Raw genomic sequence first — 14,162 nt, 5'->3', positions numbered from 1 at the left:
TAGGGAATGGGAAGAAACCTAGTGCTTCATTGTCATAGACAGTTAGGTGCTTTTTTGTGTGTAAGAAGGAAATTGAGACTTTAGCAGGGAATATAGGGACTTAAGTAATAATTTTGTATACGGATTCATAGTCATTGATTTAAATCGGGGGAATATAAATGGAAATTGACGTGATCGTTGTCGGAGCTGGTCTTGCAGGGTTAGTGGCCACGGCTGAGCTAGCTGATGCAGGGAAGCGGGTTCTACTTTTGGATCAAGAGCCTGAAGCGTCTATGGGTGGGCAGGCATGGTGGTCTTTTGGCGGTTTATTTCTTGTGGATTCACCTGAGCAGCGTAGGCTGGGAATCAGGGACTCCAAGGAACTTGCTTGGCAGGACTGGCTGGGGACCGCTGGTTTTGATAGGGAAGAGGACGAAGATTATTGGGGCAAGAAATGGGCGGAGGCGTATGTCGACTTCGCTGCCGGGGAAAAAAGGGAATGGTTATCTGCCCAGGGCATACGCTTTTTTCCGGTAGTCGGCTGGGCTGAGCGTGGCGGCTATCTGGCTGAAGGCCATGGCAATTCGGTTCCGCGGTTTCATATCGTATGGGGGACAGGGCCTGGTATCGTTAAACCGTTTGAAGAGAGAGTTCGCAGGGGAATGGAAAAGGGGCTTGTCGACTATCGACCCCGTCATCGGGTCAATGAATTAATGACGGAAAAGGACGCGGTAATTGGGGTGGAAGGATCGATACTCGTTCCAAGCTCGGCAGGCCGAGGTGAGGCGAGTTCCCGGGAAGTGGTCGGGAATTTTACATTTCATTCGAAGGCTGTTCTTGTCACAAGCGGTGGAATTGGTGCCAATCATGATTTGATTCGAACAAACTGGCCTGTGCGACTTGGAAAAGCACCGAAGACGATGATTTCCGGTGTACCGGAGCATGTGGACGGTAGGATGCTGGCCATTACGGAAAAAGCGGGTGGGAGGATCGTCAACCGTGACCGGATGTGGCACTATACGGAAGGAATCAAAAACTGGGACCCGGTTTGGGACAAGCATGGAATTCGCATTCTTCCAGGTCCGTCGTCGCTTTGGTTGGATGCAAAGGGACAACGATTTCCAGCACCGAATTTTCCTGGGTTCGATGCGTTGGGGACCCTTGAGGCGATCCAGAAGACCGGATACGATTATTCCTGGTTCATCTTGACGCAGAAAATCATTGAAAAGGAGTTTGCATTGTCAGGTTCTGAACAGAATCCTGATCTGACGGGGAAGAGCATTCGGAAGGTTCTATCTCGTGTACTGCCTGGAGCCCCAGCTCCCGTACAAGCTTTTATGGATAAGGGGGAGGACTTTGTCATTGCAAGTACAGTATCGGAACTGGTAGACGGGATGAATAAGATTGCAGGTGATAATTTACTGAGTGCTGAAGAGATTGAAAGGCAAATTTTAGCGAGGGACCGGGAGATGGACAACACATTTACGAAAGACCTGCAGATCACGGCCATGCGTGGGGCGCGAAGTTATATCGGTGATCGATTTGTGAGGGTGGCTTCTCCCCATAAAATTCTGGACCCCAAAAAGGGCCCGCTGATTGCTGTACGGTTACATATAGTCAGTAGAAAGACGCTGGGAGGATTGCAGACGGATTTATCTGGTCGAGTCCTTAACGCAATAGGAGAGCCAGTGCCAGGACTTTATGCAGCGGGGGAGGTATCCGGATTCGGAGGGGGCGGTGTCCATGGTTATCGCTCCATGGAAGGGACATTTCTGGGTGGATGCTTATTCTCGGGGAGACAGGCTGGACGTGCGATTGCAGAGAATATAGATTGATGGACTTGCCTGGGCGCAGGTCCTTTTTTTGTCGAAAAATCGATATATTACGCAATTGCGAAGATAAAATCCCGTTTGTGAAGATAAATATTCGAAAAGCGAAGATAAAACTCATTCGTAGGATATAAATCGAGAGTTTAAAGGAATATCACGTTCTGCCATAGAATTTATGGAGAGAATAACAAGATTGGAGTGATCAAATGATTATAAAGGAACGTAAAATCCCGCTTTCTATCCTGAAATTACAGGCTTTGTTGCGCAGGCTTCCACCAGCCCATCCGAAAATCCCCTTTATTATGAGTGAACTTAGTAAAAAGGAAGCAGGCTATAGGGGAGAGTGCGCTATCGATTTTCCTTTGAGTTTTCTTGAAACGAAGGAGTATTTCATATTCCATGATATCAGGTTACAGGATCAAACTCGTTTTTTCCAAATTGATACGTTATTACTATCCAGAAAATTCATCCTCATCATCGAAGTGAAGAATATAGCAGGTTCCCTCTATTTCGATTCCACTTTTAATCAGCTCATACGGACGAAAGACGGAAAAGAGATGGGGTTTCCAGATCCCCTGATTCAAATTGAGCGTCATGAATCACAATTGAAGAGTTGGCTTATGAAACATGGGCTGACAGAACCCCCAATTTACTCTCTGGTCGTAATTAGTAATCCTCAAACAATTATCCGCGCGAATCCTGAAAACCGAAATCTTCATTACAAAGTCATCCATCGTGATACCCTACCTTTTAAAATCCACCAAATCGAAAAATCCATCAACCAACCAAGTCTCAGTGATAAAAAATTGAAAAAAATCATCAAAATCATCAATAAGCATCATATTGAAGCGGATGCTTCCGTTCTCGAACGGGTTCAATCTTTCCATGGAGGACCTTATAAAAGGAGTCATCTGCGAGAAGTGTTTGATGTCTCCATTATTGAGGCAGCGTAGGGAATGGAGATGCTCCAGGTGTGAGCACGAGAGTAAAGACGGACATATTCGAGCGTTAAAAGATTATTATTTCCTACTTGGTCCCACGATAACGAATCGACAATTAAGGGAGTTTTTACGTATTTCATCTTCTGCTAGTGCGACGAGAATTTTGCGTTCCATGAATCTTGTCAGTGAGGGGATGAATAAGGGGAAAGTGTATAGGTTGCCTTTCGAATAGGAAAAAGAGGCTGACTCCAATTGAGCCAGCCTCTACCTATTAGGATTGATTAACTAAGTCTTCCGCTAATGATGCGAAAGTTTCACCAATGTAGGATTCTTCATCAAAAACGTTGGCGTCGTTGTTTTCTTTACGGTTCGAGAATGGGATGGTCGCGATCACTTCTGTTCCAAGACGTTTCGCAAGCATTTCTCCGCCGCCTTTTCCAAACAAGTAGTTCTTCGATCCATCTTGTTCTTCAAAGTAAGCCATGTTTTCGATTATACCGACGATTTCGTGTTTCGTATGCTTGGCCATTGCACCTGCTCTTGACGCAACAAAAGAGGCGACATTATGTGGTGTAGTTACGATGATTTCTTTACCTTGTGGAATCATGGCAGCAACATCGATCGCTACGTCACCTGTACCAGGAGGTAAGTCAAGCAACATGTAATCTAATTCTCCCCAGTGCGTGTTCACAAGGAAGTTTTTGATCCACTTGTTCAGCATTGGTCCGCGCCACATTACAGGGTTATCATCGGCTGCAAAGAAGCCCATCGACATGACTTTCACACCATGGCTCTCAACCGGGATGACAGTTTGGTCAATCATCGTCGGCTTTTGGGTGATGCCCATCATTGCAGGAACGCTGAATCCGTAAATGTCAGCATCCAGAATACCGACGCGCTTGCCTAGACGTGCTAGTGCAACCGCAAGATTGATTGTCACGGTAGATTTACCGACGCCGCCTTTACCACTTGTGATGGCAATGAACTTCACGCCTGAATCAGGAGCAAGCATCTTTGGCATACCGGTTTCGGTCGTCGCATTGCCTTTTAATACTTTCGTCAATGTTTCCCGTTCTTCTTTGGTCATTGAACCAAATTTCAAGGATACACTTAAAGCACCGATTTTTCTTAAAGAGCTCTCGATATCTTCTTGAATCTTAGCTTTTAGTGGGCATCCTTGAATGGTTAGGACTACTTCTAGTGAAACATGTCCCTCCATGATGTTAATGTTTCGAACCATATTCAGTTCAACGATACTTCTATTCAATTCCGGATCTTGAACGTGTTTTAAGGCATCTATGACGTTTTCTTTTGTTAGCATTTCATCCGTCCTTTATAGTTATTATTTTAAAAAAGACTCAAAAGAGGCTGATGCCTCTTCTAAGCCTTCATTCTATTTATTGTTTACATTCGACTTGGGGATAGTCTGTTTAAATTATTGTTACTATTTTAGTTCTTTACCCATTCCTTTTAAGAAATGGACGCCGAAACCAATTGCTCGATTAATGTCGGGGTCGTTCAATACTTTTACTAAACTCATCACACCGATTTTTTTATCGGTCTCAATGAATTTGCTACCTTCATCGATGCCGGCAAGTGCGCTGCTAAGAAGCTTTGTCACTTGGTCGGTATCAGCCTTCATCAAGGCTCCAGTTGCACCCATAAGCGTATTGATTAAGTTGGTTACGGGTTCTCTGGTTACTTGTCCAAGAGCGACTTTTGCTATTTGTTCTTTTCCTCTAAGCATAGAAGTGGCGGCATCAAGCACGCCAGAGTCGTTCAGCTCACCGAGGATGTTAAACAGACTGTTTAACACCTCTTCATTATCGGTGACTAGCATTTTTAGTTCTTCGATTTTCTGTAACTTGATATCTTCCTCTGTTATAGGATTATGGATTTCCGTGATAGGAGCTGCCATGATCTTTACCCTCCTTATTATTTATCAGTTAAGTGTACATAACCCGGACGTGCCCACTTACGTTGAACCTCAACACCATTTTGAGGATGACGTTTTTTATTACGTGGGTTAGATCCCGGCAATGGAATTTCTCCGCTTTCTTTAAGCACTTCCATACGTACCTTTGTTTGTTTATAAGCAGGTGTACTTGTACGTTGATCATATATAGGACCAGTCAGGAAGTTGATGGCTGAATCCTTGTCGACTGAATTCATCGGAAGGAATAGTTCATTTTTCTTCACTCGGTCTGTAATAAGCACTCTTAATTTGACGGCACCATATGGTGATACCAATCGAACTAATCCGCCATCACTCACTTGACGTTCCTTGGCTAACTCCGGAGAAACTTCAACGAAAATGTCAGGAACTTTAGATTGAATTCCGTTTGATTTATTCGTCATGTTTCCTTCATGGAAATGTTCAAGCATACGTCCATTATTGATATGAAGATCGAATTCTTCAGGGAATTTATGTGGTTCTACCCAGTCAGCTATAGCAAAGCGAGCTTTTTTATCAGGGAAGTTGAAGCCATCCGTATAAAGAAGCGGTGTGCTTGATCCATCATGACTTCCCCATAGGAAGCTGTTCCAGCCTTCAAGTACTTCGTAATTGGCTTGGCTGAAAATAGGTGACAGGCTTGCCATTTCATCATAGATGTCACTAGGATGAGTGTAATTCCAATTTGCACCTAAGCGGTTAGCGATTTCTTGGGTGATTTCCCAGTCCGCTCTAGAATCTCCCAAAGTAGGAAGTGCTTTATATAGACGTTGGACACGGCGCTCTGTATTCGTGAATGTTCCATCCTTTTCAAGAGAAGGAGCTCCCGGTAATACTACGTCTGCATATTGGGCTGTTCTAGAAAGGAAGATATCTTGAACAACAAAGAAGTCTAGGCTTGATAATACTTTATCCACATGGTTTGCATCAGAATCAACAAGTGCCATATCTTCACCGACAAGGTACATCGCTTTCATGTCGCCTTTTTCAATGGCTTCCAGCATTTCAATATTGTGCATACCTGGTTTGTTGTCAATTTTGACACCATATGCTTCTTCGAATTTAGCACGGGCAACATCATCCGTAACACGTTGGTATCCTGGTAGGAAGTTCGGTAGAGTTCCCATATCACAAGCACCTTGAACGTTATTATGGCCACGAAGCGGATAAGCTCCAGCCCCTGGACGACGGTAGTTACCTGTAGCCAATAGAAGGTTAGAGATGGCAGCCGACGTATCGGAAGCACCAGTGTTTTGTGTAACACCCATTCCCCAAAGAATACAAGTACCATCTGCATCGCGAATCGCTTCTGCAATTTGGATCAATGTTTCTTTTGAAATTCCTGTGTTTAACTCTGCATAATCAAGGGTATATTTTTCTAGTATCTCTTTATAATCGTCAAAGAAGTGAACATTTTCATCGATGAATTCTTGATCATGCCAGCCTTGGTCGATCATATATTTAGTAACGGCCATCAACCAAACTTGGTCAGTACCTTGTTTTGGACTGATATGGATGTCAGAACGCTCAGCCATTTCGTTTTTACGTACATCGGCAACGATCAGTTTTTGTCCGTGTAGCTTATGTGCACGTTTTACGCGTGTGGCTAGAACAGGATGTCCTTCGGCTGGATTTGCACCGACGATGATGACAAGTCCTGCTGCAGCGATATCTTTAATCGTACCAGCATCTCCACCCATACCGACTGTGCGGAATAATCCGTCTGTCGCAGGAGATTGACAATAACGAGAACAGTTGTCGACGTTATTCGTTTCGAACATTTGACGTGCTAATTTCTGAATCACATAGTTTTCTTCATTCGTGATTTTAGATGAAGAAATGAATCCTACGGAATTGCCACCGTATTGTTGTTTGATTGAACCAAGTCTTGATGCAACCAAGTCAAGGGCTTCATCCCAGCTTGATTCAACGAATCTACCATTTTTACGGATCAATGGTTTAGTGATACGTTTTTCAGAGTTTACGAAATCCCAACCAAATTTCCCTTTAACGCAAGTGGAAATCGCATTAACTGGTCCTTCATGCGTAGGTTGAACTTTAAGGATTTTGCGCCCTTTTGTCCAAACTTCGAATGAACAGCCGACACCACAGAACGTACAAACCGTTTTCGTTTTCTTCGTACGTGTATCACGCATAGCTGCTTCTATATCAGAAACAGGGAAAATTACGCTGAAATCAGGCTCGACATCTTTAACTAGGTCGATCATTGGTTCCATAATATCTTCTTTCATGGCTGTCATGAAGCCAGCCTCTCCAAGCATGGATTTCTCCATTAACGCATTACATGGACAGATAGTTACACATTGTCCGCAACCCACACATGATGAATTATTGATTTCAGTTCCTTCATCCCAAATAACACGTGGACGTTCTGCTTCCCAATCGATGGATAGCGTTTCATTAACCTGTAGATTTTGACAAACCTCTACGCATTGTCCGCAAGCGATACATTGGTTCGCATCATAGCGGTAGAATGGATGGGACATGTCCACAGCCAAATCCGGTGTAGTTTTAGGCGTAAAGTCTTGGTGCGGGATTTCCATTAATTCTACAGTGTTGTGCAGTTTACAGTTGCCGTTATTATTGTCACAAACTGTGCAATATAATAGGTGATTCTCAAGAAGACGATCCATCGCTTCATTTTGTGCTGCTTTTGCACTTGTTGAATCCAATGAGATATCCATGCTGCTATCGACTTTTGTCGAGCATGATCTAACAAGTTTCCCATTCACTTCCACGATACACGTATCGCATGTTTGAATCGGGTCTACTTCAGGAACATAACAAACCTGCGGATGGGCTATCTTATTTTCATTGATAACTTCCAAGATTGTCGATCCAGTTTTTGCTTTATAATCCAAGCCATTGATTTTAATAGTAATTGAATCGCTCATAATTTTTCCCCCTCTTATTACCAAAAAACACGAAAAAAACCACCATGATTACACCTCTGTCTCTGAACAGTGATGTAAGTCATGGTGGAAAAGTTTAAAAGCAAATCTTGCCAATATACCAATCCAAACCATTATATAAATGATGGATAAAAGATAGAAACATAACAAATCTTATTATGTGACCAACTTTCACAAAGGTATTATACCTTTAATTATAAAAAGAAACAATCAGTATGAGAAAAGTAGTTATTTTCAATAAACTTTTTTTTTTAATCTTATTGCTTTATGATAAGGAAATACTAGATGAAATATCATATGTTAGGAGCGAAATCAAGATGTCAAAAGTAATCCATGAATTCAATGATATGATTCGAAAGCTCCGAAAAGAACTATTCGGAAAAGGGCCAGAGCGTATTCATACGGTTTTTGTAGATAATATGGCTGTTTCCACGCTATATGGGAATTTGACTCCGACGGAAATATTCATTTCGAGTACGGAAGAGGGCAAAGACATGGTTCATTCAGCTAGGACAAAAATGATTCAGGATCTTTATTCAGTTGCTCCTCCAGAGGGAATGGAAGAGTTGGTCGGTGCGAACCTGGTTCATTTGTTTTCTGATATTAAAGTGAAGGAAAATATAGCCATTTCTGTGTTTGTATTTGACCAGGACATAGCAGGAAAACTAAAATCGAACTGATATCATTCTACTGTTTTATATAAAAGGCAGAAAGTTCGCGTAGATAATAAGGAGTGAAGGCATGAAGGAGATAGAGAAAAAACGGGAGATCATCCGCATTAGCAAAGGGGAAGTCCAGCAAACGGAAGACACGGTTGTGACGGAATTTCCCGTCACGGTGAAGATCAATGGGCAAGAATTCGTGACGATGGTGTGTACACCCGAGTACATCGAAGATATGGTCATCGGTTATTTAGCCTCGGAAGGGATTATCCGGAAATATGAGGAAATCAAGGAAATTTGGTTTCAGGAAAAAGAAGGATATGTTCACGTCAAAACGGATAAGCTAAATCCTTATTACCAAGAGTTTCAAAATAAACGCTATATTACTTCATGCTGTGGAGGAAGTAGACAAGGTTTCGTCTTTGTAAACGATGCCCTGACTGCCAAGAAGATGGAGAATATGACAGTAAGGCTAACGCCGGAAGATTGCTTCCGCTTAATGAAAGACCTGCAACAGTCCGCGGTGACGTTCCAGCAAACCGGCGGTGTCCATAATGCGGCATTGTGTGATGTGAATGGGCTTGTATTAAGCCGAATGGATATCGGGCGTCATAATGCATTGGATAAGATCTATGGGTATTGCTTGAAGAATGGGATATCTTTAGAAGGAAAAGCGATTGTATTCAGTGGACGCATCTCATCGGAGATACTGTTGAAGGTGGCGAAGATTGGTTGCGAATTGATTCTTTCAAAATCCGCGCCAACTGAATTGGCATTGGAGCTGGCAGAGGGATTGGGCATTACAACAGTCGGGTTTATCCGTAATGATTCCATGAATATTTATACCTGCCCTGATCGGATTCAACTAAATGAATAGAAGTTATTAGACCCGAGTGGATGGCTGATCCCTCGGGTTTTATTTTGACGTCTTTTAGCTGCAAATGAAAAATCAGTTGATAATAAAATGAAACTTGAAAGTTGTCATACCTGTTTGTAATGAATAACTAAGGGGTATATCAATTATCGTTAATACAACAAAATATGCATGATTAATGCGAGAGTTTCATTTAAAAAATACACATTATAAGTAGGGACTATTATTAAAGTGGTGATAATCGCTTTAAAATATCTCTGCTTTTTCACCTTTTTAGAGGAAATCGTACAAAATATTAGAAGATAGGAGGATTCTATGTCATTTTTAATCACTTTGCTCGGCTTATTAGTTTCCACAATAGTCGCTACAATCTTAAATGCTAAATGGCCTCGTATTCCGCTCCCGATATATCAGATAGCCATGGGGGCAGTCATTTCATTTTTACCGCTCCACTTATCATTAGACTTTCATTCTGAATTATTTATGATTTGTATTATTGCTCCCCTCCTATTTACAGAAGGAAAAAACACATCTCGGAAAGAAATGCTTGAGTTGCGTAAGCCGATTCTGTTATTGGCATTTGGGTTAGTATTCGTGACTGTTTTTGCCGGTGGCTTTTTTATCCACTGGTTAATTCCAGATATGCCTTTGGCTGTGGCTTTTGCCTTAGCAGCGACCATTACCCCAACGGATGCGGTAGCGGTACAATCCATTACAAAAGGCTTGAAATTGCCCGGAAACATGATGCCCATCCTTGAAGGAGAATCGCTTTTCAATGATGCAGCCGGAATCGTTGCTTTTAAAGTGGCTTTGGCAGCTGCATTGACGGGCGTCTTTTCTATAAAAGATGCTTCGCTTAATTTTTTATTTGTGTCTTTAGGTGGGATTATTATAGGTCTCCTTCTGGGCTATTTAATCGTTAAATTACGATTGTTCCTACGGGTTCATGGACTAGAGGAAATTCCTATGTCCATTGTTATTGAGCTGATTACACCATTTGTGATTTATATGGTTGCTGAAGAGTTCCATGTTTCTGGAATCTTAGCAGTGGTTACCGCAGGAGTCATACATGGCATTGAGCGGGATCGCCTTCAGAGTTCCACAACCAAGTTGCAAATTATATCTACGAATACATGGTCTGTATTAGGTTATCTTTTGAATGGTCTTGTATTTACTTTATTAGGATTCATGATACCGAGTGTTTATCACGAAATTGAGTCCAACTTAAATAGGGGAACTCTTTTTGGAATCAGCGTCTTGATTGTACTTTTATTATTGGTGATCCGTTTTATTTGGGTATACATTCTTCATGATACTTTCACGAAAAACAGAGTGAATCCATTGGAACAATTTATTATGTCCAGGGTTCATCCTGAAGATAATAACGTTGTGGATGTTAAGAATGTGTCAAAATCACGATATGCCCTTTTGGCATCAGTTTGTGGCATACATGGTACCATAACTTTAGCTACCGCTTTATCCATACCAACTTTAATGCCGGATGACACGACGTTCCCGATGCGTAATACAGTCTTATTTATCGCGGCCTGTGTAATTTTGCTAAGCGTCTTTTTGGCTACATTTCTTTTACCGATATTAATAAGGAAACCGACTGAATCTGAGGATGAACGTCTTACTACTGAAGAAGCTTATAAAATAGTGTTAAATAAGACAATCCAACTGCTGAGTAAAGAGGCAACCATGGATAATCAGAAAGCGATTCATCAAGTAATGGAAGATTTAAATGAACAATTGATAGATTTGGAGCGTGGAATAACGAAAAGGCCGGATAATCGGACCATACAGGATTTGATGAAGCTAGGGACCAGCAAGGAAATGGAAGTCGTTTCTAGGTTAGTTCAAAAAGGGGCTATCTCTGAAACAACTTTTGAGCTTTATAAGGTGTATGTTTCAAGAACGTTAAACTATATGCAAAAATCACCTCTGAAAAGAGCGTGGATTAATTGGAAGACCCTCTTTATCAAAAACAAGATCAATGTCAAATGGGATAAAAAGTGGGAAAACAAATTAGAGAACTCTATTAATGAAAATGCGGACCTGATTCGGGAGTTCCGTAAAGCACAAAAAGAGGCACAGAAAGAAGCGATGATGGTAATCAAACAACAAACTACTCCAGAAAACCGTCATGAAGTCATGCTGGTCATTCAAAGATATAATCATTATTTGTATCCATTCGGAACACTAAGTGAAAAAGAAGTTAATCGTTTCGAAGAGATGGTCAGTCGTTTTCAATTGAATGCGATGCAGATCGAACGTGATATCATTCAGCAAATGGTTGAAGAGGATCAAATATCCACTAGAACAGCAACGGAGCTTAGACAAAACTTGGTTTATGATGAAATGCTCATGATCCAAAGTAAGTAAAATGATGATTCCCAGTATGCGTTTCGGCCGTTCGAGGTGAATCTGCTTTTTTTCTGGATTATCAGGTAGGTTCTTGGCATTCCCTCCATTTCATGCGTAAAACAAGAAAAAAAGGAAATAATAGGGTGGTTAAATGCGACTGTAAGACGGGTATATGACAGATGTCATATGAGTTCATTGACGTTTATGACTACAGTAGGTTGAAGAATGTAACTATAATTGAAATATAGAAAAGAAAACATTCATCACTACTATATAGAAGTTGATTCATGCCATTGAATAGACGTTATTGAAACACTCCATATTTTTTACATTTTAAGGAGGAAACTATGAGTAAACACGATCAAAAGCAGTTAAGAAAAGAAGTTGCGCCTTTTGAAAAGTCGAATACGAAATCAAGCGTGAAGCAGATCATCAATACATTTCCACCATTTTTTCTACTCTGGTTCTTGGCTTACCAGAGTTTGAGCATTTCCTATTGGCTGACACTGGCATTCGCCATTCTTTCTTCAGGGTTCGTCATCAGGATTTTCATCATTTTCCATGATTGCTGTCATTCCTCTTTTTTCAAAAGCAAGAAAGCGAATAATATCCTAGGTACGATTAGTGGGATTGTCACTTTATTTCCTTATGAACAATGGAAGCACAGTCACTCGATTCACCATGCAACAAGTAGTAATCTGAACAAACGTGGCACAGGCGACATTTGGGTCATGACGGTTGATGAGTATGTTGCGGCTTCATTCTGGGGACGTCTTGCTTACCGTTTATACCGGAATCCGATTGTCATGTTTGGATTAGGACCTTTTTATCTATTCCTCGTGACCAATCGTTTGAATGTTAAGGGCGCAAGAAAAAAAGAACGGATGAATACGTATCTTACAAACGCGGCTATCGTGTTGATATACGGCCTATTATGTTTGGCAATCGGTTGGCAGGCATTCCTTATGATTCAATTACCGATCCTTTTTGTATCGGGTTCACTGGGCATCTGGTTGTTCTATGTTCAACATCAGTTCGAAGATTCTTATTTTGAAGAAGAATCTGATTGGGATTATGTGAAGGCAGCTATAGATGGAAGCTCTTATTATAAGCTTCCAAAGGTTTTACAATGGGTAACGGGTAACATCGGTTTCCACCATGTGCATCATTTAAGCCCTAGAGTGCCGAACTATAATCTGGAGAAAGTCCATGATTCGACGCTGCCCTTACAACAGGCTACGACGATCACGCTCGGCTCAAGTTTGAAATCTCTCCGTTTCCGCTTATATGATGGAGAAAATAAAACGTTTGTAAGCTTTAAAGAAATTAAGGAACGTTTGAATGCAACGAAAACTAAAGTTGAAATGACTTCTAAACGACCAAGTTTACAAGAAAAATAAATATCCCGTCAAAAAACCATTCAGTTTCGATTGAATGGTTTTTTGACAAAACTTCGTAGTATATACTAGAAGGAAAAGGAACAGAGGGACGCTATGCAAAGTTGGTATCATATTTTTCCGAAGAATACTGGATTAAGCCCGTATGTCTGGATCATTTTCTGTATTCTTCCTTTTTACTTCATTTTTAGATCATCCTCGATGTCCGAAATCATTTTCGGTATAATTATGATCATTTTATTTTTCATCTCCTACGGATTTTCGTTCGCCTCCAAGGGATGGGCCGTATATGTTTGGACAGGGATACAAATTGCCATTTCCATATCGATGACCATCTTTTTCGGTTTTATTTACTTTTCTCTTTTTCTAGCGTTCTTCGTAGGCAATGTTCAAAATAAGGTAGGCTTTTTTGTCTTATATTCGGTTCAACTATTGGCTACCATCGTGTCCGTCAATATTGGGTTCATCATGAAAGACCCCATATTCTTTTCACAGTTTCCCTTTATGCTCATTTGTATAGTGGGCGTGATTCTACTCCCGTTCAATACGTATAATCGAAATAAGCGGGATAAGCTAGAAGAACAGCTCGAAGATGCCCACAAGCAAATTTCGGAACTTGGGAAGATGGAGGAACGTCAGCGTATCGCGCGTGATTTGCATGATACATTGGGGCAGAAGCTTTCACTGATCGGATTGAAAAGTGACCTTGCTGGAAAGTTGATTGATTTGAATCCTGAGTCGGCTAAGAAAGAAATTAAGGATATACGTCAAACGGCGAGGACAGCGTTAAAAGAAGTGAGGGAAATGGTGTCGGAAATGCGTGGGGCTAAGCTTAGCGACGAAGTCATTCGGGTCAAGCAGATTTTGAAAGCTGCCCAAATAGGCTTTGAGTTGGATGGTTCTACGGATTTACGAGCAACACCCTTGTTTGTCGAAACGGTTTTGAGCATGTGCATGAAAGAAGCCGTGACCAATATCGTTAAGCATAGTAAGGCCACGCTATGTAAAATTTCCATTGAAGAATTGAAGACGGGCGTAATGATTAAAGTCGAAGATAATGGGGTGGGTCTTACTCAAACTTCGGATTTCTATAAAGGAAATGGACTTCAAGGTATGAAAGAAAGGCTGGAGTTTGTGAATGGAAGCCTGGACATAGAATCAAACAACGGGACCATCGTTTATATAAAGGTTCCGAATGCAATTAAAAATGAATAGGTGGGATTAAC

General features: G+C 41.4%; 10 protein-coding genes. 7 read left to right on the top strand and 3 right to left on the bottom strand.

Translation table 11 applies throughout. The annotated features are described in order from the left end of the window. Nucleotides 1–158: 158 nt before the first annotated feature. Together ACQKIC_RS13225 and ACQKIC_RS13220 are read left to right on the top strand one after the other, a co-directional pair. A complete protein-coding gene (locus tag ACQKIC_RS13225) occupies nucleotides 159–1,814 on the top strand; it encodes an FAD-binding dehydrogenase (RefSeq protein WP_427591416.1) in 1,656 nt (551 codons plus the stop codon). A gap of 200 nt (nucleotides 1,815–2,014) precedes the next feature. Further along, nucleotides 2,015–2,761: a nuclease-related domain-containing protein gene (locus ACQKIC_RS13220; RefSeq protein ID WP_427591415.1), complete on the top strand. Its 747-nt coding sequence runs from the start codon at nucleotides 2,015–2,017 to the stop codon at nucleotides 2,759–2,761. Between the two features lie 259 nt (nucleotides 2,762–3,020). Here ACQKIC_RS13220 and ACQKIC_RS13215 read toward each other — a convergent pair whose 3' ends face one another. The 3 genes from ACQKIC_RS13215 to fdhF form a co-directional block, all read right to left on the bottom strand. Further along, nucleotides 3,021–4,070: an Mrp/NBP35 family ATP-binding protein gene (locus tag ACQKIC_RS13215; RefSeq protein ID WP_402954463.1), complete on the bottom strand. Its 1,050-nt coding sequence runs from the start codon at nucleotides 4,068–4,070 to the stop codon at nucleotides 3,021–3,023. Between the two features lie 123 nt (nucleotides 4,071–4,193). Further along, nucleotides 4,194–4,667: a DUF1641 domain-containing protein gene (locus tag ACQKIC_RS13210; protein ID WP_402870812.1), complete on the bottom strand. Its 474-nt coding sequence runs from the start codon at nucleotides 4,665–4,667 to the stop codon at nucleotides 4,194–4,196. 17 nt (nucleotides 4,668–4,684) lie between these two features. Continuing rightward, nucleotides 4,685–7,618 carry a formate dehydrogenase subunit alpha gene (fdhF, locus tag ACQKIC_RS13205; protein ID WP_402870815.1) on the bottom strand — a complete coding sequence of 978 codons (2,934 nt, stop codon included), beginning with the start codon at nucleotides 7,616–7,618 and terminating at the stop codon, nucleotides 4,685–4,687. 335 nt (nucleotides 7,619–7,953) lie between these two features. On the opposite strand from fdhF, the gene ACQKIC_RS13200 reads away from it, so the two are divergent. The 5 genes from ACQKIC_RS13200 to ACQKIC_RS13180 all read left to right on the top strand — a co-directional run bounded on the left by ACQKIC_RS13200 (nucleotide 7,954) and on the right by ACQKIC_RS13180 (nucleotide 14,151). Beyond that, complete coding sequence (locus tag ACQKIC_RS13200; protein ID WP_402870818.1) at nucleotides 7,954–8,316, top strand: DUF2294 domain-containing protein; 363 nt, start codon at nucleotides 7,954–7,956, stop codon at nucleotides 8,314–8,316. A gap of 61 nt (nucleotides 8,317–8,377) precedes the next feature. After that, entirely contained in the window at nucleotides 8,378–9,175 is a 798-nt protein-coding gene (gene fdhD, locus ACQKIC_RS13195) for a formate dehydrogenase accessory sulfurtransferase FdhD (protein ID WP_402870822.1), read from the top strand. A 312-nt stretch (nucleotides 9,176–9,487) separates the two neighbouring features. Beyond that, nucleotides 9,488–11,557, top strand: coding sequence for a Na+/H+ antiporter (locus ACQKIC_RS13190; protein ID WP_427591414.1), 2,070 nt, complete (start codon nucleotides 9,488–9,490; stop codon nucleotides 11,555–11,557). 329 nt (nucleotides 11,558–11,886) lie between these two features. Beyond that, nucleotides 11,887–12,939 (top strand): fatty acid desaturase, encoded by a 1,053-nt coding sequence (locus ACQKIC_RS13185; protein WP_402870829.1) that lies wholly within the window; start codon nucleotides 11,887–11,889, stop codon nucleotides 12,937–12,939. A 93-nt stretch (nucleotides 12,940–13,032) separates the two neighbouring features. Next, complete coding sequence (locus ACQKIC_RS13180; protein WP_403123891.1) at nucleotides 13,033–14,151, top strand: sensor histidine kinase; 1,119 nt, start codon at nucleotides 13,033–13,035, stop codon at nucleotides 14,149–14,151. The last annotated feature ends 11 nt before the right edge of the window (nucleotides 14,152–14,162 follow it).

Source organism: Peribacillus sp. NPDC046944, from assembly GCF_050272735.1.
Classification (GTDB): domain Bacteria; phylum Bacillota; class Bacilli; order Bacillales; family DSM-1321; genus Peribacillus.
This window is presented reverse-complemented; position numbering and strand designations above follow the sequence as displayed.

Bases quoted from the DNA above. Each gene is read 5' to 3' on its own strand.
- ACQKIC_RS13225 (WP_427591416.1), top strand. From the start codon at position 159: ATGGAAATTGACGTGATCGTTGTCGGAGCTGGTCTTGCAGGGTTAGTG.
- ACQKIC_RS13220 (WP_427591415.1), top strand. From the start codon at position 2,015: ATGATTATAAAGGAACGTAAAATCCCGCTTTCTATCCTGAAATTACAG.
- ACQKIC_RS13215 (WP_402954463.1), bottom strand. From the start codon at position 4,070: ATGCTAACAAAAGAAAACGTCATAGATGCCTTAAAACACGTTCAAGAT.
- ACQKIC_RS13210 (WP_402870812.1), bottom strand. From the start codon at position 4,667: ATGGCAGCTCCTATCACGGAAATCCATAATCCTATAACAGAGGAAGAT.
- fdhF (WP_402870815.1), bottom strand. From the start codon at position 7,618: ATGAGCGATTCAATTACTATTAAAATCAATGGCTTGGATTATAAAGCA.
- ACQKIC_RS13200 (WP_402870818.1), top strand. From the start codon at position 7,954: ATGTCAAAAGTAATCCATGAATTCAATGATATGATTCGAAAGCTCCGA.
- fdhD (WP_402870822.1), top strand. From the start codon at position 8,378: ATGAAGGAGATAGAGAAAAAACGGGAGATCATCCGCATTAGCAAAGGG.
- ACQKIC_RS13190 (WP_427591414.1), top strand. From the start codon at position 9,488: ATGTCATTTTTAATCACTTTGCTCGGCTTATTAGTTTCCACAATAGTC.
- ACQKIC_RS13185 (WP_402870829.1), top strand. From the start codon at position 11,887: ATGAGTAAACACGATCAAAAGCAGTTAAGAAAAGAAGTTGCGCCTTTT.
- ACQKIC_RS13180 (WP_403123891.1), top strand. From the start codon at position 13,033: ATGCAAAGTTGGTATCATATTTTTCCGAAGAATACTGGATTAAGCCCG.